The sequence below is a fragment of the Shewanella sp. SM55 genome, assembly GCF_025654025.1.
Classification (GTDB): domain Bacteria; phylum Pseudomonadota; class Gammaproteobacteria; order Enterobacterales; family Shewanellaceae; genus Shewanella; species Shewanella oncorhynchi.
Window position 1 is genome coordinate 66755 of record NZ_JAKKRS010000008.1, and the last position, 23755, is coordinate 90509.

19 protein-coding genes are annotated in these 23755 nt (G+C 45.5%); 11 read left to right on the forward strand and 8 right to left on the reverse strand.

Annotation, left to right across the window (positions count from 1 at the left end; all coding sequences use genetic code 11):
- The first annotated feature begins 105 nt into the window (after nt 1-105).
- The 5 genes from mpl (at nt 106) to L5L91_RS11850 (ending at nt 4608) form a co-directional block, all read left to right on the forward strand.
- Nucleotides 106-1500: a UDP-N-acetylmuramate:L-alanyl-gamma-D-glutamyl-meso-diaminopimelate ligase gene (gene mpl / locus L5L91_RS11830; protein WP_263181963.1), complete on the forward strand. Its 1395-nt coding sequence runs from the start codon at nt 106-108 to the stop codon at nt 1498-1500.
- A 1-nt stretch (nt 1501) separates the two neighbouring features.
- The gene (locus tag L5L91_RS11835) at nt 1502-2161 is read left to right on the forward strand and encodes a flavin prenyltransferase UbiX (protein ID WP_263163829.1); all 660 of its coding nucleotides are present in this window, start codon (nt 1502-1504) and stop codon (nt 2159-2161) included.
- Nucleotides 2162-2168: 7 nt separating this feature from the next.
- Nucleotides 2169-2699, forward strand: a complete 531-nt coding sequence (gene hpt, locus L5L91_RS11840; RefSeq protein ID WP_028761726.1) for a hypoxanthine phosphoribosyltransferase — start codon at nt 2169-2171, stop codon at nt 2697-2699.
- A 203-nt stretch (nt 2700-2902) separates the two neighbouring features.
- Nucleotides 2903-3841 (forward strand): ABC transporter ATP-binding protein, encoded by a 939-nt coding sequence (locus L5L91_RS11845; protein ID WP_028761727.1) that lies wholly within the window; start codon nt 2903-2905, stop codon nt 3839-3841.
- Nucleotides 3838-4608: an ABC transporter permease gene (locus L5L91_RS11850; RefSeq protein WP_006080287.1), complete on the forward strand. Its 771-nt coding sequence runs from the start codon at nt 3838-3840 to the stop codon at nt 4606-4608. The genes L5L91_RS11845 and L5L91_RS11850 overlap by 4 nt, the downstream gene beginning before the upstream one ends.
- 68 nt (nt 4609-4676) lie before the next feature.
- Here the strand turns inward: L5L91_RS11850 and L5L91_RS11855 are convergent, their stop codons facing one another.
- The 3 genes from L5L91_RS11855 to rluA all read right to left on the reverse strand — a co-directional run bounded on the left by L5L91_RS11855 (nt 4677) and on the right by rluA (nt 9981).
- Nucleotides 4677-8540 carry a S8 family serine peptidase gene (locus tag L5L91_RS11855; protein ID WP_263163824.1) on the reverse strand — a complete coding sequence of 1288 codons (3864 nt, stop codon included), beginning with the start codon at nt 8538-8540 and terminating at the stop codon, nt 4677-4679.
- Between the two features lie 206 nt (nt 8541-8746).
- Entirely contained in the window at nt 8747-9208 is a 462-nt protein-coding gene (gene asnC, locus L5L91_RS11860) for a transcriptional regulator AsnC (protein WP_263236638.1), read from the reverse strand.
- Nucleotides 9209-9303: 95 nt separating this feature from the next.
- A complete protein-coding gene (rluA, locus tag L5L91_RS11865) occupies nt 9304-9981 on the reverse strand; it encodes a bifunctional tRNA pseudouridine(32) synthase/23S rRNA pseudouridine(746) synthase RluA (RefSeq protein WP_263236641.1) in 678 nt (225 codons plus the stop codon).
- A gap of 203 nt (nt 9982-10184) precedes the next feature.
- On the opposite strand from rluA, the gene L5L91_RS11870 reads away from it, so the two are divergent.
- On the forward strand, nt 10185-12101 hold the full coding sequence (locus L5L91_RS11870) for a peptidase U32 family protein (protein WP_263236644.1): 1917 nt from the start codon (nt 10185-10187) through the stop codon (nt 12099-12101).
- 198 nt (nt 12102-12299) lie between these two features.
- Nucleotides 12300-12674: a PH domain-containing protein gene (locus tag L5L91_RS11875; RefSeq protein ID WP_105250128.1), complete on the forward strand. Its 375-nt coding sequence runs from the start codon at nt 12300-12302 to the stop codon at nt 12672-12674.
- A gap of 140 nt (nt 12675-12814) precedes the next feature.
- Here L5L91_RS11875 and L5L91_RS11880 read toward each other — a convergent pair whose 3' ends face one another.
- Nucleotides 12815-15211, reverse strand: coding sequence for a toxin-antitoxin system YwqK family antitoxin (locus tag L5L91_RS11880; RefSeq protein ID WP_263236646.1), 2397 nt, complete (start codon nt 15209-15211; stop codon nt 12815-12817).
- Between the two features lie 180 nt (nt 15212-15391).
- On the opposite strand from L5L91_RS11880, the gene L5L91_RS11885 reads away from it, so the two are divergent.
- Nucleotides 15392-15709: a cupin domain-containing protein gene (locus L5L91_RS11885; protein ID WP_263163818.1), complete on the forward strand. Its 318-nt coding sequence runs from the start codon at nt 15392-15394 to the stop codon at nt 15707-15709.
- A gap of 13 nt (nt 15710-15722) precedes the next feature.
- On the opposite strand, the gene L5L91_RS11890 is transcribed toward L5L91_RS11885, so the two are convergent.
- From L5L91_RS11890 to L5L91_RS11905, 4 genes are all read right to left on the reverse strand, one after another.
- Entirely contained in the window at nt 15723-16895 is a 1173-nt protein-coding gene (locus L5L91_RS11890) for an AAA family ATPase (RefSeq protein WP_263163816.1), read from the reverse strand.
- Nucleotides 16896-16978: 83 nt separating this feature from the next.
- A complete protein-coding gene (locus L5L91_RS11895; protein ID WP_263236649.1) occupies nt 16979-18145 on the reverse strand; it encodes a dipeptidase in 1167 nt (388 codons plus the stop codon).
- Between the two features lie 176 nt (nt 18146-18321).
- Nucleotides 18322-18768 (reverse strand): SufE family protein, encoded by a 447-nt coding sequence (locus L5L91_RS11900; protein ID WP_263163813.1) that lies wholly within the window; start codon nt 18766-18768, stop codon nt 18322-18324.
- A 69-nt stretch (nt 18769-18837) separates the two neighbouring features.
- Nucleotides 18838-20187: a cysteine desulfurase gene (locus tag L5L91_RS11905; protein WP_263236651.1), complete on the reverse strand. Its 1350-nt coding sequence runs from the start codon at nt 20185-20187 to the stop codon at nt 18838-18840.
- Nucleotides 20188-20534: 347 nt separating this feature from the next.
- On the opposite strand from L5L91_RS11905, the gene L5L91_RS11910 reads away from it, so the two are divergent.
- The 3 genes from L5L91_RS11910 (at nt 20535) to L5L91_RS11920 (ending at nt 23754) form a co-directional block, all read left to right on the forward strand.
- The gene (locus tag L5L91_RS11910) at nt 20535-22235 is read left to right on the forward strand and encodes a methyl-accepting chemotaxis protein (RefSeq protein WP_263236652.1); all 1701 of its coding nucleotides are present in this window, start codon (nt 20535-20537) and stop codon (nt 22233-22235) included.
- A gap of 280 nt (nt 22236-22515) precedes the next feature.
- Nucleotides 22516-23355, forward strand: coding sequence for a MipA/OmpV family protein (locus tag L5L91_RS11915; protein WP_028761859.1), 840 nt, complete (start codon nt 22516-22518; stop codon nt 23353-23355).
- 9 nt (nt 23356-23364) lie between these two features.
- Entirely contained in the window at nt 23365-23754 is a 390-nt protein-coding gene (locus L5L91_RS11920; RefSeq protein ID WP_219254491.1) for a DUF3019 domain-containing protein, read from the forward strand.
- Nucleotide 23755 lies beyond the last annotated feature (1 nt).

Sequence of the window (23755 nt, forward strand, 5' to 3'; positions counted from 1 at the left end):
AAAACTGTCATTTGCGATTGCAGTGCTTTTCACCGATTGTTACCTGCCAATCTGTCGCCCGATGGATTAGAATGGCGGTGAATTCAACACATCAGAGCGAGCGGTATGCACGTACATATTTTAGGGATTTGTGGAACCTTCATGGGTGGTCTAGCGTTATTGGCTAGGGCCAAAGGGCACAGAGTGACGGGCTCGGATGCCAATGTCTATCCTCCAATGAGCACGCAACTAGAGGACCAAGGCATTGAGCTTATTCAAGGTTTTGATCCTAGCCAGCTGGGTGAAGCAGGGCACTATCCTGACTTAGTTGTCATTGGTAATGCCATGAGCCGGGGTAATCCTTGTGTGGAAGCTGTGTTGAACATTGGCATCCCTTATACTTCTGGCCCGCAGTTTTTAGCCGATCATATTTTGCCTGAGCGTTGGGTGCTGGCAGTGTCTGGCACTCACGGTAAAACCTCGACATCTAGCATGTTAGCCTGGATTTTAGATGATTGTGGTTATGAGCCTGGGTTCTTAATCGGTGGCGTACCGCAAAACTTTGGTGTGTCGGCACGTTTAGGTAAGACCGCTTTCTTTGTGGTTGAGGCCGACGAATACGACAGTGCCTTCTTCGATAAACGTTCGAAATTCGTGCATTATCATCCGCGTACCTTAGTGATCAACAATCTTGAGTTCGATCATGCCGATATTTTTGCCGATCTGGCTGCGATTCAAAAACAGTTTAACCACTTAGTTCGCACCGTTCCTGGTGAAGGCAAGATCATTTGGCCCGCCGATTCCCATGCTGTTAAGCAAACGATTGATATGGGTTGTTGGAGTGAGCAAGAAACCTATCATTTAGCCGAATCGACCAGCGGTTGGTATGGCAAAGCGTTAAGTGATGATTGCCATCGCTTTGAAGTATTTTTTGATGGCGAATCTCAAGGCATTCTCGAATGGGATTTGATTGGTCAACACAATATTGAAAACGCCATGATGGCCATTGCTGCCGCACGCCACGTGGGCGTTAAGCCGAGTGCTGCAATTGAAGCTTTAGCTAAGTTTATGCCACCTAAGCGTCGACTCGAATTACTCGGAACCGTTAACGGTGTGAGCGTATATGACGATTTTGCCCACCATCCGACGGCCATTGCGACCACGTTAAAAGGCATGCGGGCTAAGGTTGGGCAGCGCAAGATTACTGTGGTACTCGAGCCGCGCTCAAATACCATGAAGAGTGGTGTCCATAAAGACACCTTAGCTTTTTCTATGATGCAAGCCGACGAAGCCTTTTTATATCAAGCCGATACCATCGACTGGAATATGAAAGAAGCTATGGAAGCGGCGGTGATCCCTGTGACTGTGTTACATCAAATTGATGATGTGGTCGCGAAAGTCGCAGCAACCGCCAAAGCAGGCGACACCATAGTGGTGATGAGTAACGGTGGTTTTGGTGGGTTACATAAGAAGCTGCTGGCCGCATTAGAACAGGCTTCAACTGTAGAGCAGGTTAGCTAAGATGGCCTACGCAAAGTCGACTAAGGCGATTAGCTTAGCTTGGACGGGCGCCTCGGGTGCTCCCTATGGGCTTAAGTTACTCGAGTGTCTGTTGGTATCGGGATATCAAGTGTTTATGATGATCTCCAGTGCCGCTCGAGTGGTATTGGCGACGGAACACGGCTTACAGTTAAGCGCCAACAGTGACAAAGCCCATGCCCAGCTGTTGGCTTTGCTGCACGAAAAAGGCGTGATTATTGCTGGCGAGTTAGTGGTATTAGGCAAAGATGAGTGGTTTTCACCGCCTGCATCGGGTAGCGCTGCACCTAAACAAATGGTGATTTGTCCTTGCTCAACGGGGACGTTAGCGGCAGTTGCTACCGGAATGAGTAATAATTTACTCGAACGCGCCGCCGATGTGGTGATTAAAGAGCGCGGCCAACTTATCCTAGTACTGAGGGAAACTCCTTTTAGTGCCATACACTTAGAGCATATGTTAAGCCTTTCTCGCCTCGGCGCGACCATTATGCCCGCTGCACCCGGCTTTTATCACAATCCCAAATCGGTAGAAGATCTGGTAGACTTCATGGTCGCTCGAATTCTCGATCATTTGGGCGTTGACCATGCATTAACGAGTCGCTGGGGTTATGACAAACAGTCTAACCGCGACCTCGACAATTGAGACTTATATGAAACACACCACCGAAGTGATGATCTCTGCTGAAGAGATAAGCCAGAAATTGGATCAAATGGCCGAGCTAATCAATGCCCATTATGCCCACAGTGAACGTCTGCTGATGGTAGGCTTGTTAAAAGGCTCTGTGGTCTTTATGGCTGACCTGTGTCGCCGCATTAAAGGCCATGTTGAAATCGATTTTATGTCGGTTTCCAGTTATGGCAATACTATGACCAGCTCACGGGATGTGAAAGTGCTGAAAGATGTGCAATCAGATATCGCCGGTCGCGATGTGCTGATTGTGGAAGACTTGATTGACTCAGGTAATACGTTAAGCAAAGTGCGCGAGATGTTGTTACTGCGGGAGCCTAAGAGCCTTGCACTGTGCACCCTGCTGGATAAACCTGAACGTCGTGAAGTGGATGTGAAGGTCGATTTTATCGGTTTTACTATCCCTGATGAGTTTATCGTAGGTTATGGTATTGATTATGCCGAGCAGTATCGCAATCTACCTTATATCGCCAAAGTCGTACCACTCGATTAAGTGTCCGATACAGTTTAAAACTCCCGCAGCAGGCGGGAGTTTTGCTTTTTGCGGCAATATAAAAAGTATTAATGATTGAATCATTAAAGATTGTCTTTTCAATCAATTAGCTATTTTTTTGCTTTAGTTCTGCAACCCATCATTGTAATTGTGTTTTTTAGCACCATCTTATTACTTTCTAATGTGTAAGGATCGGTACAAATATGGCGAATATTACCCATGCTCTGGTACTCGAAGGGCTTAAAAAAACCTATAAAGGCGGCGTCGAAGCGGTCAAAGGCATCAGCCTCACCGTCAATCAAGGGGATTTCTTTGCCTTGCTAGGCCCCAATGGTGCGGGTAAATCCACCACGATTGGTATTATTAGCTCCTTAGTGCAGAAGAGTTCAGGTACGGTCAAAGTCTTTGATTATGATATTGATAAGCAGCTAGAACACGCCAAGCTCTGCATTGGTTTAGTGCCACAAGAGTTTAACTTCAACCAGTTTGAAACCGTGCTGCAAATTGTGGTGAATCAAGCGGGTTACTATGGTGTGCCAAAACCTATCGCCCTTGAGCGTGCCAAAAAATACTTAAGTCAACTGGATCTGTGGGAAAAGCGCAATAGCCCTTCGCGGGAATTATCCGGCGGCATGAAGCGACGGTTAATGATTGCACGCGCTCTGATGCACGAACCTAAATTATTGATTTTAGATGAACCTACCGCAGGTGTGGATATTGAACTGCGCCGCTCTATGTGGGAGTTTCTCAAACAAATTAACCAGCAGGGCGTGACGATCATCCTGACCACTCATTACCTTGAAGAAGCGGAAATGCTTTGCCGTAATATCGGCATTATCGATAAAGGTATTTTAGTGGAATGCACTAGTATGAAGGCGTTGCTGAGTAAGCTGAATATGGAGACGTTTATTCTCGATCTTCGTCGCGATACAGAAACGGCCCCCGTGCTCGATGGCATGGCTTGTCGCTTAACCGACTCTCATACCTTAGAGGTGGATGTAGCGAAAGAGCATAATCTTAACGATGTCTTTAGCCAATTAAGCGCAGCCAATATTGAAGTGCTATCGATGCGTAACAAGTCTAATCGGTTAGAAGAACTCTTCGTCGAACTCGTGAAGAAAACTCAGGGAGCCTCAGCATGAATCAGCTCTACTTTATTGCCTTTAAAAGTATTTTAAGTAAAGAGATTAATCGTTTTACGCGAATTTGGATCCAGACCTTAGTCCCGCCAGCGATTACCATGACCTTGTATTTTTTGATTTTTGGTAACTTAGTCGGCAGCCGGATTGGAGAAATGGGCGGCGTATCTTATATGGAGTTTATCGCCCCTGGTTTGATCATGATGTCGGTGATCACTAACTCTTACTCGAATGTCGCTAGCTCATTTTACAGTGCCAAGTTTCAACGTAATTTAGAAGAGTTGATGGTGGCACCTGTGCCCCATTATGTGCTGATTGCTGGCTACGTAGGTGGCGGCGTGGCGCGCGGTTTGTGTGTTGGCCTGATAGTGACGTTAGTGGCCATGTTCTTTGTCGACATTAGCTTACATCATGCAGGTTTAGTGGTGATGACAGTGTTTTTAACTTCAGTGTTATTTTCATTGGGTGGCTTAATTAACGCTGTTTTTGCTAAAAGCTTCGACGACATTAGTATCATCCCCACCTTTGTGCTTACCCCATTAACTTACCTTGGCGGCGTATTTTACTCCCTGTCACTCTTGCCCCCATTTTGGCAAGGCGTGTCGGCACTTAACCCTGTGGTCTATATGATCAACGTGTTCCGCTACGGCTTTTTAGGCTTCGCCGATATCAGCGTGCCATTATCCATTGCCATTATGATCGGTTTCTGCGTCGCACTTTGGACCTTAGCGTATTACTTAGTCTCGCGCGGAATCGGCCTGCGTTCCTAGACATATTTCTTTAGAGCTTAATAGAAAAAGGGAGCCATTAAGGCTCCCTATTTACTGTCAACAACTCGTTACTTCATACGACGGCGCATTGCCGCCAGTGGTAACAATAAGGCGGTTAGCCAACCGAGTGAACCTCCTCCATTGTCTGTATTTTTATTTGGTGCAGCAACCGCAGTCACTTCACCAGTATTACTGTTTAATGTGCCATCATTCGCAATAACAGTAAATGTATAGGTTCCCTGCTCTTTTGGGGTAAAGCTAATATTTTTTGCTGCAGGATCAAAAGTCACTGTAGGACCTGATGTCTGTGTCCAAATATAGGTGAGTGCATCGCCATCGACATCTTTAGCATTTGACATGACGGTGATTTTTTGGCCTGTAGGCAAGGTTTCTCCTGTTGGGGCGACAGTTGGTGCATCATTGACATTAGCAACTGTCACAGTCACTTTAGTCGCTTTTGATACGTTGCCATCGGCATCTTCGACGCTGTAAGTGAAGCTATCGGTGCCAAAGAAGTCTTTCTTAGGCTGATAAGTTGCAATGCCAGCTTCACTGATAGTGACAGTACCATTGGCAGGTGCGTCTACTACAGTTGCTTTAGACAATGTACCTACAGGAGCAATATCCAAAACACGCTGTGCACTGGCGGTTATGCCATTGCCTGTGATTGATGCGCGAGCAACTTTTTGATCTGGATTGATATCATTTGCGAGCAAATCAATTTCTATTGAGGTTTCTTCTGTAGCCTCTGCCATATCGCCAGTGCCAAAGGAGAATTCTGTCGCTTTAGCCAGATAGTCGATAGTAACATTACCTGCCGTTGTGTTTTTCAGCGTCAATGTATTACCTGTTACAACCGAATCACCTTCACCATTAAAGTGGTAAGTTGTTCCAATTGTTCCGCCTATATTTTCAGCGCCGATAGTGACGTTTGAAGGCATATTTGGAATATTTATGTAATTGAATACAACCTCTTCAGTATTACCTGTCTTAATCCAAATGCTAAACGTATAAGGTGTATTTGATGTATCACCATAGAGTTGGCCTTTATTCCACTCTAAAGCTAACCATTTAACTCCATCATCATCTGTGAATACACCAACGGCTAAGTCACCACCGCCAGTATCGCCAGCAGATTTATCTGATAAATCAAAATCTGACCAGAAGGGCGCTAAAATGTTATTTGGGTTACTGCCATCAGGTAGCTTTTTGTTCGCAAATGTACCACTTGCACTTCCTCCTCCAACAATCGCTAGACCATTGTCAGACATAGTGATGCTGGTATAGCTAACACCATTGTATTTAAAGCTAGGCACAGTAAAGGTGAATGCTTGTTCATCACAACCTTCTGGACAAGTAATTGGTTTGACCCCTAGACTCACTATGCTTGGGAAACCAGCAGAGCCCTTAGTTGTCGTCATTTTAGGAAGATTAAGTGACCCAACCCAAGTAATGTTGCCTATATCTTCGTTGATTTGTAAACCATTTTGCGTCGCGCCAGCTAAGCTAACTTTTACATCATCTTTCGATGTTAGTTTCGTGCCTTCTGGTGCTTGCGCTGTAATAGTTACTGTACTGTCAAATGAGTTATTGTTAATCACAACTGATATTGGAATCGCATCGGTTGCGTTAAGTTCGGTTTTCTTGCTCATAGTCGAAATCAGTGAGGCATCACTTGACTCTTTAGCTAACACAGCCAAAGGTAAGTGAGCATCTTGCAGTCCTTCGGTGCTGCTTATCATTACATTACCAAAAATCCACTCACCATATTCTGCGAAAGTTGAGTCAACGGTTACAGTAAACGTGGCAGAGGCTCCTGCGGCAAGTTCTAAGCTAGAAGGTGATACTGTTATACCTGTACTATCGGATGAAGTTGATAAGTTCCAAGATGTTTTTGCGTCACTCTTGTTATATACCGTTCGAGTGAAAGTACATGGACCAACACAAGAGTCTGATGCGATGGATGGTTTGTCGAACGTTAATATAGCTTTGGCTGCAGCATCTAAATCCATACGTCCAGCACCCATACCAAATGGTGTGGCTGGTGTTGTTGCATCATCATCTAAAATATCATCAAATTTAGCTGTTGATGTTAAAGCAGTTTTAATATCGTTTGCAGACCAATCTGGATGTAATTGACGCATCATAGCTGCAGCACCTGCTACGTGCGGGCTTGCCATACTGGTGCCAGAGATCATATTAAAGTCTTCACCACCATCATCAGGAGAAAAAGCTGACAGAATGTTGGTACCAGGTGCTGCAATATCCGGTTTAAGAATATTTTGGTTGCCATCAGGACCGCGTGAACTGGTGCTATTTAGGTTATCAGCAAGTTCAGAAACCATGATGCGTTTAGTTTTTGCAACTATCGTACCTGTTGTTGCAGCATCTCCCATGGCTTCAATTACGGCTAAACCTGCATCTTTCGTAATCATGACTGCAGGGAATGGTTCACCAGGCATAGACATAGTCGTTGGTGCACCTGCCGCATTGTTATAAACTACAAGGGCTTTAGCGCCTGCAGCTTTTGCGTTTGTGGCTTTTAATGAGAAGTTACATGTTCCGCGAGAAATCAATGCAATGCCATCTTTGAATGAATCCGCAGCAAAGGCATCACAACCATTGGCATTTTCAGCATCTAAATTAACGGCCGCAATCACTGGAGCGGTAATATCTTCTGAAAGCACTGCATCAGAACTTGGGATAGCAAGTAAATCACCACTACCGGTATTAAAGCTATTAGCGAAAAAACGCCCTGTTGTAGTGTTAGCAACAGTTATTCCTGATTCAATACAAGCAGGGCAGCCGATAGTTTGAGGACCATTACCATCGTTACCGGCAGCGCTAACTACAACAACACCCGCAGCTTCTGCAGCTTCAAACATGGTTTTGTATGGGCTGCTAGCTGGATCACTACCAGCACTTCCCCCCCATGAGTTGTTGATTACATCTGCACCATCATTAACAGCATGCTCTAAGGCTTCCATTAACATGATGTTAGAGCCGGTTCCGCCTGTGCAATCAGGCTTACTGTAAAGAGCCTTGTAGACCATAAGGTAAGCTGCTGGTGCTACGCCAGATAGTTGAACGGGAATATCTTTATAAGTAGTTGATATCTTGTTACCGACAGCGGTACCTGCAACGTGAGTGCCGTGACCACCATAGCTAAGTGGACTCATGTATTCATTAGGACACACAGGTGATGTTGGCTGTGACCAACGCGCAACGATCAGCTTGTTGTTACAGAATGAAGCATCGACAGTCGAGCAGTAGTCATCCGATGGTCGACTACCGCTGGGGGCTGTGAAGCCTGCATCGGTAAACATGGGATTTTCCGGACGAATACCGCCATCAATAATAGCAACTTTCATTCCTTTGCCCGCATTAGCCATGCCGGAAACGGCTTCCCACATAGCCGGGGTATTAATCACTTGGTGTGATGCATCCATGCTAGTTTCATATATAGCCTCTGGGTATACAGCTTTCACTCCAGGCATTTTGGCTATTTTTTCAACACTTAGTCCTTGGCCAACAACTGTTATACCGTTAAAAAGTGTTTGGAAATGACGTTCCACTTTTGCATTTGGCGCAATTTTAGCTAAATTGCTAGCAAAAGCGTTTTGCTCTTTAGCTAGGTGACTTGAATAGCTTTTGACATTAGTAGATTGAATATCTAGTTTTTCTTTTTTCGAATTTAAAGCTGTTGCTGCGAAGTTGCCGATGCCGCCTCTATACTTAGCTAGTGCAGGAGATTCCATCTCAACAATAAAACGTTGTGGAGCATCGAGGTTAGTGGCTGATGTTTGCTGTTTAGTATATTTATCATGCGCGCTTATTTCTGGAGAGTAAGGTTTAAATGTAAATTCACTGTTAGCAATAGCTGCGCTTGAGAGTAGTGCAGCGGAGATAGCGATCGATAGTTTTGTCTTCACAACTTCTTCCTTGTCAATTAATGCTTTCAGCACTTTATTAAACGTGCCCGTAGCTGAATTGTTATAGTTTTTGCTGCACTCTTTGGTGTCAGCAATGAAGTTGTAACACAAAAGTATCGTATGGTTAACACTTTTGCGGTAAAAAAGATGTTAATCACACTTTGGTATTTGTTATGTTGTTTGTAGGTGTTTGCTGTTTTTCCTGTTTAAGGTTTAACCGCTCTGACGATTGGGTTTTGTAGGCTGATCAAGGTTTCTGTCGACTGGATTTCATCGATAGATTGAATGCGATTGATGAGCACGTGTTGTAAGCTGTCGATGGATTGGCACATGACCTTGACGAAAATACTGTAGTTGCCTGTGGTGTAATAGGCTTCGACGACTTCTTCGAGAGCGTTGAGTTTGGCGATAGCTGCGGGGTAATCGCCAGCACTTTTAAGGTTGATACCGATAAAACAGCAAACGTCATAGCCTAGGGCTTTAGGGTTTACCGTGATCTGCGCACCTGTAATGATCCCCGCTTGCTTCATTTTTTCTACCCGAACATGGATAGTGCCGGCGCTAACGCTAAAGCGTTTAGCGAGTTCGGCAAAGGGTGTGCGGGCATCCTGCATTAGGGCTTCGAGGATATGATTATCGAGTTGATCGCGCTGAAATGCGGTATCCATAAATAAACTCTCTATAACGTAGTGAATTGTCATAAAGTTACGTTTTTTTATGGGGAATTGCTACCGATTTTGCCCGTATTATTTGATTTTAGTGATCATTGTTCGCCCAAAGGCTCACAAAAAGGGACTTTTGTGCTAAAAGTCATACTGACACCTGAGTAGGGATGTTTGATGGTGAGCTCTGCTGCATGTAGTAATAGTCGAGGCGCTAAGGATTTTGCCAGTGAGTCGGCATAAAAACCATCACCTAAGATCGGATGTCCTAGCGCCATCATATGCACCCGTAATTGGTGTGAGCGGCCTGTGATTGGCGTCAGTTTAACCAGCGTTGAGCGTTTGGCGCGGCTCATTACTTGGTAGTGAGTCAAAGACGGTTTGCCAACAAGATGATCGACTTTCTGTTTAGGGCGATTTGGCCAGTCGCAGATCAGTGGATAATCAACGCTGCCAGTGTCATTTTTGACATGGCCTGCAACCCTTGCATAATAGGTTTTGCTGGTTTCTCTATCGTGGAACTGACGTTTTAATTCCCGCTCGGCGCTACGAATAAGGGCGACAACGATCACGCCAGAAGTCGCCATATCGAGGCGATGGACGATTTGGCAATGGGGATGCTCAGCTTTTACTCGAGCATAGACACTGTCGTAATGGGCGGGGTCGCGACCGGGCACAGACAACAATCCTGAAGGTTTGTTGATGACGATAATGTCTTTATCTTGATAAAGAATATCGAGCCAAGGAGTGGTCGGTGGTTGGTAAATAAAATCAGTCATAAATAGTGCCTATTCGTCAATGCGGGGCAAAGATACTCTGCTCGGCTTGAGGGTGCAAGTGTGAGGCCCAAAGATCGGTTGTGCTATTATCCTCGCTGACAAAAGTAAAGCGGATTAGTTGATGATTTGCTGATAGAGCTGTATTTGAGTTTTTGTTATACTCCTGTCCTTTTCGTTAATGATCATTTTGAGTCTGTGAAGCCATGAGCCAGCCAGAGATATACACTCCCGAGAATCTTTCTCACGTCCATAACCGTCTTGAGTTATTGGCGCCTGCAAAAAATGCTGACTACGGTATCGAAGCCATACGCCATGGTGCCGATGCGGTATACATAGGTGGTCCTGCATTTGGTGCGCGGGCAACGGCGGGTAACAGTGTTGAAGATATCGCGCGCCTGTGCACTTATGCTCATCAATATCATGCTCAGGTATTCGTCGCCCTCAATACCATTTTGATGGATAACGAACTGGCCGACGCCGAAAAACTCATTTGGCAATTGTACGAAGCGGGAGCTGATGCGCTGATTGTGCAGGATATGGGCGTATTGCAGCTCAATTTGCCGCCGATTGCCCTGCATGCCAGTACCCAAATGGATAACCGCAGTCCAGAAAAAGTGGCGTTTTTAGAGCAAGTTGGTTTTTCTCAGGTGGTGCTTGCCCGTGAATTGGGCTTAAGCCAAATCCGTGATGTCGCCGCGCATACTAATATGCAACTCGAATTCTTTATCCACGGTGCTTTGTGCGTGGCTTACAGTGGTTTGTGTAACTTGAGTCATTCCTTTAGTAACCGCAGTGCTAACCGCGGTGAATGCTCGCAAATGTGCCGCCTGCCAGGGAATCTTAAAACCCGTCAAGGGGATGTATTAGCGCAGAATGAACACTTATTGTCTTTAAAAGACAACAACCAAACCGAAAACCTTGAGGCGCTAATCGATGCGGGCATTCGCTCGTTTAAGATTGAAGGTCGCTTAAAAGATTTAAGTTACGTTAAAAACGTCACTGCGCATTATCGCCAAAAGTTGGATGCGATTATGGCGCGTCGCCCTGAGTTTAAGGCTTCGTCCCACGGCCGCTGCGAACATAGTTTTACCCCGGATCCTGAAAAGACCTTTAACCGTGGCAGCACAGATTACTTTGTTAACGAACGTAGCCAAGGAATTAAAGATTTCCGCTCGCCCAAATACATAGGCGAAGAAGTCGGTAAAGTGGTCAGCATAGGTAAATACTTTATCCAAGTGAGCTCTAGCCATGAGTTTAATAACGGCGATGGCTTAGCGTTTTTCCCCGCGAATTTTGCTATGGCAAAACAATCCGATGACAAGCTGCAAGGCCTGCGGGTTAACCGTGCCGAAGGGTTAAAACTGCATATATTGCAGGTGCCAAAGGATTTAAAGGTCGGCATGACTTTATATCGTAACCATAACCAAGCCTTCGAAGCCCTGCTATCGAAAGAATCTTCTAAGCGGATTATCGGCGTCGATTTACGGTTGAGTGACACCCAAGACGGACTCGCACTGACATTGACCGATATCTATGGCCTAACCGCCACAGTGAATTTAGTGGTCGAGAAGACACCTGCGACTGATGTCGATAAGACCTTACAAAATACCCGTACTCAGCTGGGTAAGCTCGGCAGTACCGACTTTGTTGCCCGTAGCATCAGTATCGATACGGCCCAAGCTTGGTTCTTGCCTGCATCAGTGCTCAATGGTCTGCGCCGTGATGGTGTGGCCGCTCTAGAGGCTGCTCGTGTGCAAGGTTATGTGCGTCCATTGCCGTGGAAGCATAACCAAGATGCAGTCTATCCCGTCAAGCATTTGAGTTACTTAGGTAATGTTGCTAACGAAAAAGCTAAGGATTTTTATCAACGCCACGGCGTGATTGAAATTCAAGATACCTATGAGAAAAATGGTGTTACCGAAGATGTGCCATTGATGATCACTAAGCATTGCCTACGCTTTAACTTCAATCTGTGTCCGAAAGAAGTGCCGGGGATCAAGGCCGATCCTATGGTGCTTGAAATCGGCAATGATGTACTCAAGTTAGTCTTTGACTGTCCTAAATGCGAAATGATGGTGGTCGGCGAAAACCGTCAAGTGCGAGGCCAGAAGCACCTTTAATATTTGTCATTAGGAGCATTGCAGAGTGTAATGCTCCTCACACCCATTCAGCCTGCATCCGCGCGCTTAATTTGCCTACCTATATCTATGTTGCCCTCACCATTGCCACTCTCATATTTTCATCAAAGCCTTATATTGCACATGCGGTAATGAGCAGATATCTTATTGAAAATAATATCAATAATAAGGGATGTTAAAATGGGATTGTTAGACGGTTTACTCGGTAATGCTGCTGAGGTTGATTTACAGGAATTAGCCGAGGAATTAAGGCCTATCATGGGCATTCAAGAAGAATTAAAACTCGCCTACAAAGTGATCCGTGATTTGTTTATTTTCACCAATAAACGCCTGATCTTAATTGATAAGCAGGGACTTACAGGCAAGAAGGTTACTTACCATTCAATACCTTATAAATCCATTACCCATTTTGAAGTGGAAACGACAGGGCATTTTGATATGGATGCCGAGCTTAAAATTTGGATTTCAGGCCAGAGCGAACCTTTAGTCAAAGAGCTCAAGCGTGGCACGGATGTCGTGGGTATTCAAAAGACTATTGCCACTTTTGCACTTTAATTTTAGTGCAGCGGCTTAAGTTTTAGTGCTATCAAGCTTGGAATTGTTATCGCAAGCTGACGGTTAATGTGAGTAAGGTAAGCCAAGTTTTATCTGGGCTTACCTATCCTCGCTATCGAGTGTGATTCAAATCTGCTTGATTAATTTAACACTATCCTACTTGTGCTAGTGGAGTGCTCTATCGGTTCGCCCGCCATAGTATAGGTTTCGGAAAGCTTGAGTTTGCCTTGCTCATCGTATTGATTGTGGATGCCGACCCAGAATTGCTCCTGTCCCTGAATTTGTAAATTACCTTCTTCGGCAATCTGGCGATTGGGATGATAGCGTTTCATTGCATAAAGCTTGCTTTCATTATCAAATTTTAAGTGATAAGCCAATATGGGTTCTTCGGTGTGAGCGGCGACATCTGCTATTGTTTTATCTTCTCGCTGTTTTGTCGTGGTATTGCCATTGGGTGCGTGATACTTCTGACGAGATAAATATGCGTTATTGCTACTATTGCTAGCATGATGTTCGCTGTTATCCGAACGGTTATTTGGTCTGTTACTTTGCCCATCAGCATCGTCTTCATCATAGTCATAACTAGGATTTTCTGGGCTATCCCATTCAGGTTCTTCATCTTCCTGAGTTGCTATATTTTCATGAAAATCAAAGTAGTGACGGCTTTCTATCAGTTGGCCTTGTTCATCTAGCCAGGCTTCGCGGTACACTTGTCCTTGGGGCGTAAAACGTTGCCAATGGCCGATATCGAGGTAACGACCATTAGTAATTTGGATTGTGCCAGTTTCTAAAATTAAACCTTGAGGGGACAAGGATTTAGAGCTAAATAAATCCCCTTGCGTACGGGTGAGTAACCAGCGAATGGCGCCATCTTCATAGTATTCGATGCGAGTATCGGCAATACCTTCTTGATAGTATTCCCTTTGATTATTATCAAGATTATAGCCGCAGCGGGTATTCGAGTGACTCTGATAGGATTCGAGGATCCCTTTGTTATTATAAAAGCTGGACTCTTTGAGGTAGCCTTGGCCATCACGAACTTCATATTCAGAAATTGTACGTATCGTGCCATCTTCATAAAACCAGCGAGCAGTGCCATCACGGTTGCCCTGTGTGTGCGGTAAGTACATCTGAATTTGCTGGTTTTCGTGGTATTCAATAAAAGGGGCTACCGAGAGGTTATTTTTATATTGGCCTTCGGCCGAAAGCACGCCACTTTTATAATAGCTTCTAAATAGACCTTCCCTGAGTCCCTTTTCAAGATAGATCTCAAGGGCGAGTTGACCATTGTCATGATACCAAAGGGCCATGCCTTGTTCTTTACCATTCTCAAAATAGATTTTTTCTTCAAGTTGACCATTGGGATACCATTTTACATGTTCGCCATGTAATTGGCCTTCGGTATTGAAGGGTTCACGCCATGCAGGCTTACCTGTGTCGTAAAACTCTTCAATGACTTTGCCCGTCACATCATTAAACACTTTTTGTTTAATCGCTCCATTGGGATGATACCAAACGGCTTCATATTCATAGCCTTGGTTGTAATATCTTTCAGCTTCTAGTGAACCATCAGGGTAATATTGTTTTTCAATTCCGTGGATAACATCTTGCACTAAGGGCCGGATCAGCTGTATTTGTCCAGATTCATAGTGGCGAGTTAACGTATTGATATAATAGCCATTGCTATCTTGTTCGGCGGTTTCTTTAAGCTGACCATTGCCATAAAAGTATTGAATAAATTGACCTTGGGGATGGCGATCGTCTATTTGATTGATCTTGCCCTCATGGTCGTACCACGTTTGTGTTCCAAGTTGCTGATCATTAATAAAGTTGCCTTCAAATAACAGGGTACCTAGGGCATTGAATTGACGGGTCACGCCATTACGTTCGCCAAAATAGTTTGAATCGACGGCTTGGGTAAGTCCTGGGCTTTGGGTGATGATTCTAAGTATACCCGCACCATCTTCAGTATTGAGTTGGTGAAAAGTGCGGTGCAGTTGGCCTGTTAGGCTGGCGTAATCTTGAATATCGCCTTGCACTATATTGTCTGCATCGAGGGTAAAGTGGCTTATCAATAATGCATCGAGATTGTTAAGCTCAACTTGCCACAACGCCTTTATTTGGCTGTTCTTTTTGGGGGTGATACTGCACACTTTTACCTTGTCGAGCCAAAAGTGCTGCTCGGGGAAAGGGAATTGATTGCTGATTTCGAGGCGGTCGAATTCGGTATGGTGGAAGTCGCAGCATTCATTGGCGTTTTCCCAGCCCAAGAGTTCTATGACTTGGGGCGTATCGTAGTGATAGAGAGTTAAGCCGTGGTCGGCATTTTCTTCGCAAGAAGTCGCGTCTGCCTTTGTCGCATGAATTTTTAAGCTGAAATGACGCTGGAATAGCGGCGCAGCAACTGACGGCTCCTGCGTTAAATCTTGTTCTTGGCTGAGTGTTTGTGATTCAGTTTGAAGATGAATGTCTTTTGGAACGCGGCTAGTTTGGTTTGAGGGAAATAACTTGGCTTTGAGTGCGCGAAACAACGACATTGGGGGAAATCTCCATATCCATATGTAAAACAATAAGCTTATCTGAGGGATACTCATGGCAATTGAGTATTTCTGTGCGCATATCATAGCGGTTTATGGATTAGTTTCTCAATGCTTGATTGCTCCAAATACCGTTTAATCAGAGTGGCACATTAATAAAAGCAGAGGAATAAAGACAAAATGCTTGATAACTTTTTTGCAAAATTTCCCACAGATTTATCGGTGGAAGTGTTTGAAAAACTGGCGGGCAATAACACTGTGACCATTGAGCGCATCGTTTCCAATGGGCAATCTACGCCCGAAGGTCAATGGTACGATCAAACTCAACATGAATGGGTGATGCTGCTCAAAGGCGAGGCGACGCTTGAATTTGAACAAGGTGAACCCGTTACGCTAACCCCTGGAGATTACTTAACGATTCCGCCCCATCAAAAACATCGAGTCGCTTCGACTTCTATAAGTTCAGAAACCCTATGGCTCGCGGTATTTTACGATTAATTAAGGCTATAGGTTAACGATTCTGCCATAGCCAACTGGGCGTATTGAGTAAGTCTTGGCCTTGGATCTGCGTTTGGCCTAAGGTTTTGTCTAAGGCTAAGGTATTGCAGTGTTCAAATTGACTTAAGGCATTAATAAGCCGATTAGCATGGGAAACCACCCACAACTGGCACTCTTCCGATACCTTAGCGATTAAGCGTGCAAGCGCAGGTAATAAGTCGGGATGTAGGCTAGTTTCTGGCTCATTTAACACCATAAGCTCTGGCGGTCTTGGGGTCAGTAGGGCGGCGATTAACAGCAAATAGCGCAGGGTGCCATCCGACAATTCACTGGCATTGAGTGGCCTTAATAAGCCATTTTGATGAAATGCGAGTACTAAAATACCGCCCGCTTGGGGTTCAATGCGAACTTTAGCACCGGGAAACGCATCGCTCACCGCATGATCAAAAGCCGTTTTATCACCTATCTCAAAAATGGTTTGAATTGCTGATGCAAGGTCGCGCCCATCGTGGTGCAATACTGGCGTGGCTGTACCTAATTGTGGACGACGGGCTGGCGCTTCTGCATCGGTTCTGAAGTGATCGTAAAAGCGCCATGCGCGGATACTGTCGCGAAGCTTGAGCACTTCAGGGCTGCGCTCTGGATCGGCAAGTTCGGTAAAAATACTGTCGCCGGTTTGCAGGTGTGCGCCTAAGGTTATCCAGCCTTGTCCGTCAGCACTGCGACTCTTCACCATAGGACCACGGCGCTCAACCAATACAGTTGAGGGTCTATACTTAGGCCCGTTCCAAATGGCTTCGCGCTTGATTTGTGGATCTAAGCCAAACAGCGTAGTGGCGTCGGGTTTGGGTAAACCGAGTTCAATAAGATAGCTAAAATCTTCGCCAGCAAATCCAAGCTTTAGGCGTTTTGGCGCTTGCCTGACGGTGGCTTCAATGGCGGTGTCGCCTGCTAGCATATTTTTGGTGGGGTTTTCTGGTCCCGCCCAAAAGCTGGAGTCGAGTCCGCCTTCTTGGGCTAAAGCATTGACAACGCCGCCTTGCGCCGTTTGTGCGAGTAAACGTAGTGCCTTGTATAGATTCGATTTACCACTGCCATTCGCCCCAGTGATCAAATTGAGTTGCCCTAGGGGCAAGACGATTTCACGCAGAGAGCGATAATTGAAAATAGCGAGTGTGGTCAGCATAGAATATCCAAGACTGAAACAAGCTGATAAGCCAGTAAATTTATCGACAAAGTAAATTAAACATGACGATAAAACAATGGCATTTACAGTAGCACTTTGTTGAGCACTCTTTGCCAGTTACCACCCATAAAACGGTCGCGGTCGGTAGATTTAAAGCGCGCCTTGGCTAAGGCATCGTCGATACGGCTCATGCGGTCGATATGATTCAGCTCGGGGATTACTACATGCTTTGGCTCTGCATCAAAACCTAGCACGCCTTTCGCCCTCAGGCTGTACCACCATTCTTGATATTCTTTAATGCCTTTGGCGTTGTCATTGCCGAGTGCCAGTAGGTTTTCTTGGCCTCGGAGCGGGAAGTCATTAGCGATTGCCACGCAGTCCACTCCACCAACACGCATAACGTATTCCAGTTGTCGAATATAATCATCAATCGTGGGCACGGCATTATTGGTAAGCCAGAAACTCATCATAAATACGCCGAATACGCCGCCGCTATCGCCGATGGCGCGGATCACTTCATCGGGAGAACAACGGGCATGGTTTACTATACCGCGCGCTGCGCCGTGGCTTTGCACTATGGGTGATTTAGTGATTTTTGCGACATCTAAAGCGGTTTGAGCGCTGGAGTGACTCACATCGACTAAGATATTGGCATGATTGAGTTTGGCGATAAGCTCGTGCCCGTGGGCCGTGAGTGGTTTATTGAGTCCGCCACTGGCATCATTATCTAAGGCGCCACCGGCAAAGGTATTGCCGTAATGGTGGGTGAGTTGCAGTACGCGTAGCCCTTGTTGATGAAACTCATCTACCCGCGCCCACTGGTTAGCTTCACTGTCTTCTTCGACACAATCTGCGCCTTGGATTTGAAAGTATACCGCAGTGCGCTGGCTGTCGCGGGCACGTTGAATATCTCGCCCCCTCAGACCTTGCAGTAAAATATCGGGATGATCGCTCACCCGTTTAGCGGCCTGCTTAATGCTTTCCATACAAGCTTTATAGGTGCGTTTGTAGTTTTGAGTGCCATCGGCTTGTTCTATGGTCTCAATAGCCGAAATATCGCAAAGATAGGCATCGAGCTTAGCGGCAGTTACATCATTTAAGTCATCGGGAAGGAAGGATAAACCATCGACATATATCCGCCTTTGTTGGGCGGCAAAGCTAGGTAAACTGGCGAGTGGACTTAACAGAGTTGCTGCGCCAAGACCTTTAAGGAGTGTACGACGGTAGTGATTGACTGCCTTGATGGGCATGCTCGGTTCCTATCAATAACGCAAATGTAACTTCTTTATACCTTTTTAGGGCGTAGAAGTCTTTGATTAAATCCCTTTTTTGGCCTTTGCCCCTGAGCAAGAGTTGTGATTATTTGTTGTTGCCGAGTGGTTTCAATTATTGCTTGTCGCAGTAAATGAAAACCCTCGGGTTATGATTATCGAGTGGCTTCAAGCATTGCTTTTGCCAGTGAGTTAAGGCCGTTGGTGCGCGATGGGCTGAGCTGACCTTCTAGGCCCAATTGTTTGAAGTAAGCTATAGGATCAAATGCTTGGATTTCAGCGCGGCTTTTACCATGGCAGGCGCCAAGCAATAATCCAATCAATCCCTTAACGATGCGGGCATCGCTGTCGGCTAAATAATAGTGCCTGCCAGCCTGTTCTAGATGATAAATCCACGCATCACTTTCACAGCCTTTTACTTGAGCGGCCTCGATGCGAAGCTGAGGGCTTAAACTTGGTAAGTCTTTCCCTAACAACATAATTTGGCGATATCTTTCCTGCCAGTTAGGGGCATTGGTAAAACGCGCCAGCAAGGTTTCGGCATCTTGCACTAAATAGTGAAAATCGGCCTCATTTGGCATAGGCATGATTGAATCTGTCATAGGGCTAAATCCTATCTAACTTATTTTGAGCATCGTATGAGTGGCGTAGAGCAGTGGCTAAATGCTGGATTACAGCAGCAAGTCTTTTACCGAGGCTAACGCGGCAATAAAGCGGTCGATATCGTCTTTATTGGTGTAGATACCGATAGAGGCGCGGCAACAGCCCTTAAGATTCAGACTCTGCATTAATGGCATGGCGCAGTGATGGCCGCAGCGCACGGCAATACCTTGTTGATCCAGTAAAATGCCCACATCTTGGTGATGTTCATCGGCAAGATTAAAGGCGACGACGCCGATATTGTCATCAAAGGCGCCGTATAAATGCACTTCACCGAGCGCGCGCAATTGGCTTTGTAAATAGTTAACTAGTTCAGCTTCATAAGCTTGAACCTGCGGAGTGAGCTCGGTTTGTAAAAATGTAATGGCCGCGCCCAAACCTATGACTTCAGCAATCGGCGGTGTGCCCGCTTCTAAGCGATTCGGCAGGTTGCCAAATTCTGTCGCCTCAAAACTCACGCGTTTAATCATCTCGCCGCCAGTTAATAGTGGCGCGAGATTATCTAACGCGTCGAAACGGCCGTAAAGCACACCAACACCAGTGGGACCATACATTTTATGCCCCGAGAAGACGTAAAAATCACAATCGATTTCAGTCACATCCAGCGTTAAATGCGCCACTGCCTGCGCGCCATCAACTAAGGTGATAGCACCTTGTTTTTTCGCTAACTGCACTAGCTGAGCCACGGGATTGACTGTACCTAGGGCGTTGGAAACATGACATAGGGCGACGATTTTAGGCTTTAACTCGAGCAAGGTTTTATAGGCGTTAATATCTAAGCGGCAATCCTGACAGAGCGGGATTGGTTTAATCATTGCCCCTGTGCGTTTCGCCAGTTCCTGCCAAGGCACTATATTGGCGTGGTGAGCGGCGGCGTCGATTAATATCACATCGCCAGCGCTTAATTGGGTAGTCAGCCCAAAGGCGACTAAGTTGATTGATTCTGTGGTGCCGTGGGTAAAAATGATTTCTTCGCGGCGTTTTGCCTTCAAAAATTGTTGCGACTGATCGCGCACGTTTTCATAGCTTAAGGTCGAACGCGCTGATAACTGATGTGCAGCACGGTGTACATTCGCATTGTCGTTAGCGTAAAACTGCGCCATCACATCTAACACCATTTGCGGTTTCTGGCTGGTGGCTGCGGTGTCGAGATAACACAAGGGATAGACATCAAGCAGTTGATTTAACGCTGGGAATTGCGACCGAATCTGAGCATTTAGCTGATATGCCTCAGATGAGCAAAGTGTCACTGTGGTATCAGGCATAGCACTCGCTGAGGCATGGGCTGTTTCAATGTCAGCCATTGTATTCGTCGCTGTGTTAGTCACAGTATTTGGCGTAGGCGATGCAGGTTGAGTCATAGATGAGGCTAAAGGCAATGAAAAAGGCCATGGGATCTTCTGTGATCTGCCATGTGAATGCAAGTTTTAGCGGTTTGTTGAGGCGTTGGTATCGGACAGTGGTATTGAACGCCTAATTTCACCAAGGTCTGTTCAAACTGTTGCCTAATAGATATTTCGCACGCCTTAAACGGTTTTAGACTCTAACGCATCATTGAGCTTAGCTATGATGCGATTTTTCTAATGTTTAAGTTTTTCTTTTAAATTCAGCTAATACTTTACGCTTAATTCATCCACCGAAAGTTAAAACTCCGACTATCCTAAATTGGACGTCCTTCGTTGTCAGTGTTTTGCTGGAGAGTAGTTTTATGGTGAAGCTTTTAAAAGACTTACGGATTAAACATAAGATGATCGCCCTCGTTGGGGTGATGTTAGTGCTGATCTTGATTTTGTCTGGATTTAGTCTGTTGAAGATGCAGCGTGTATCGGAGGAAATTCATGGCATTGCAGAAGAGAATATTCCATTAGTCAGGCTATCGACAGACATCACCATTAAGCAGCTTGAAAGCTCTGTCATTCTAGAAAAAGCGTTTCGTGCCGCGGACATTGAAACCGCATCGAGCCAGCAAATTTTAGTGGCTTTTATTGCGGATGTTATCAAGCACAATGAAGACATTAGCAAGGAGTTACTCTCGACTCAGTCTATGCTCAATGAGGCATTAAAAGAGGCTGAAAATCCGCAATTACATGAAAAAACTCAGCAGTTAAATCAAGAGATTGGCACTATTATTCAACGTTTTGGTAATTATGAAGCCCTGCTTGCCACTGTGATTACTGGAATACAGCAAAAAGAAGAACCTGCAGCCTTGGCTAAGCGGGTTGAATCTTTAGAGATTGCGCAAAACGAATTTAATACTGAGCTGAGGCAATTCGTTGAGCGTTTAGAGCAAATGACCCAAACTGCGGTTTCTGTGACTGAGGAAGAAGAACTCAGGGCGATTTATGGCTTAACGATTATTTCGATAGTGTCTTTAGTCATAGGATTATTGATTGGCATCGCTTGCAGTCAATACATGGTCAAATCTATCAATCGGTTACGTAATTCTGCCGCCATGATGGAAAAGGGCAACTTTAACCAAGAGTTACGTGTCGATTCCAAGGATGAATTAGGCGAACTTACCGTCAGTATGAATCAAATGGCGTGGACCTTAAGTAAAACTGTTGGCCAAGTGATTGCTCGAAGTGAAGAAATTGCCTCTATGGTGACCGAGCTTAATGCGGTGGCCGAGAACAATCGTGAGGCCATGTTGAGGCAGCAAGATAATACCGATCAAGTAGCTGCTTCTATGACCCAAATGGCGGCAACGATCACTGAAGTGGCGAGCAGTGCCGAAACCGCTTCGTACTCAGCGGGACAAGCCGAGCATAAAGTGAAAGAAAGTTGTGAAGTTGTCGATGCGAGCGAAAAAATCTCGAAGCAGTTGGTTGCCAGCGCCCAGTATTCAAATCAACTTATTCAACAGGTTCAGGCAAGTACGGGAAAAATCCTCAACTTTGTTTCAGTGGTCGATGCGATTGCGGGGCAGACGAACTTATTAGCTTTGAATGCATCGATTGAAGCGGCACGGGCGGGAGATCAAGGTCGTGGTTTTGCTGTCGTTGCCGAAGAAGTGCGGGCATTGGCAACGCGCAGTCAAACGGCCACGCAGGAGATCAGCGATCTTATCCAAACACTCGTGAAAGATGCCAAATCCTCAGTCGAATCCTTCGCCAATAACGATAAGCAAATCAGTGAGTCATCACTGCTCGTTAATCAAGCCAAGCAACACTTATTTGAGATTTTAGATGCGTTGACTGAACTGACTCAGGCTAATACTCAAGTCGCGACCGCTAGTGAGGAGCAAGCCGTGACCGCCGAAGATATTAGTGAGCGCATTAATGCGATTCGTGATTCGGGTGAGTTGGTACTCAGCAGCGCTAACGAAACAGCTAAAGCCAGCGAGTCACTGTCTAAGCAGGCGAATTCATTGAGGGAAACGATGCAGCAGTTTAAGGTGCGAGTTGTTTAAATGCATTAGCCCATAATTCAGTGTGCCAACGACTGACAGTGGTTAACTTAACTGCGCCACTTCATCTTAGCTTGAGCCTCATTTGTGCCTTAACTCAATGTGAGGTGTGTATATCCCCAAACAATTTGAAGATGCAGGATTCAAGTTGTTTGGGATATAGGTCTCTCTTGTTATCCGACACACAATTGCCGTAAAAATGATACTGGTTGTGCAGTGACTTGCAACAAACTGTTGTAATATGTAGCGCTAAATAACGACTAAAAATGTGAATTAAATGGGCATGCGTATTCTTTGGCTTCTTGTGTTAACACTGAGCATTCTTCCTAGAACCGCTGCAGCATCAGATATTGCGAGCAGTGTTACTGGAGGAACTAATCGCCTTGCAGACGGCGGTGATTTTGAGCTGGGCATGAGTGTTTACGGGATTAATCAAGTCGATGTTCGGCAAACGGATTCAGGTTCTGCACAGTTGTCGCTGTTAGTCAGTGGCATGTACCAGTACAAAGGGCTGTTTGTTGAGATGATCCATCAATCTCAAGATGGCATTAATTTGGGATTTAATCTGTGGAGCTCAGAGGATTGGTCATTAGAACTGCTATTGGCTAACTTGCAAGGTTCTTGGTCCCGTCCTGATGTGGATCCCAGTACGCTGGATGAAGCTGGCCGCAATGCTTATCTACTATCGGAAGATTCTCTCTATGTTGGTGCCGGTTTTCGTGCCACACGTTATTGGGGCGATAACTATGTTTTTCAGTATAGATTAGTATCTGATTATTATGATGATCAAGGTATTCAAAGTTCTGCTAGATTGGGTAAGTCTTGGCAGGTTCGTAATTGGAATTTTCACGTATTGGGGAGCGTAGGTTACTCATCTGCCACCTTGAATCGCTATCTTTTTGGGATCAGTAAGGAAGAAGCCACTGAACGCTTTCCCGAGTATCGACCGGATAGCTCTTTCAGTTACGGCATGGAGTTAGGGGTTGCCTATCCGCTGAGTGAAAATTTTGTCTTTCGGGCCATGTATCGCTTCAATGTGTTATCCCAAGAAGTGACCGACAGTCCCTTCAATCAAGCGAGTTATACATCGTATTTTAATGCTTCTCTTAGCTATGTGTTTTAGGAGGAGGGCATGAACCGATTTTATCAATTGTTAGCGGTAGTGATGCTGAGCGCGCCTTTTTTGGCTTGGAGTCAGGATGATGCCGTTATTTTTACCGCAACCCCAGAACGCTGCATTGCACTGCATAAAGGGCAAACTTGCTATCAGGATGTATTGTTTCGATGGCAGACACCCGCGAGCGGCGAGTACTGCCTCATACTGACAGACCGTCAGCACCAGTTAACCTGCTGGACTGGCAAAGCTTTGCAAGAATATCAATATAGTTTTGAAGGGGATAAAACGGCGACTTTTAGTCTTATCCGTAATGATGATGTGCAACCGCTCGCGCAAGTTAAAGTGGTCGTGACATGGGTTTATAAGGCCCCTAAACAGAGTCAGTCCGGTTGGAGGTTATTCTAAT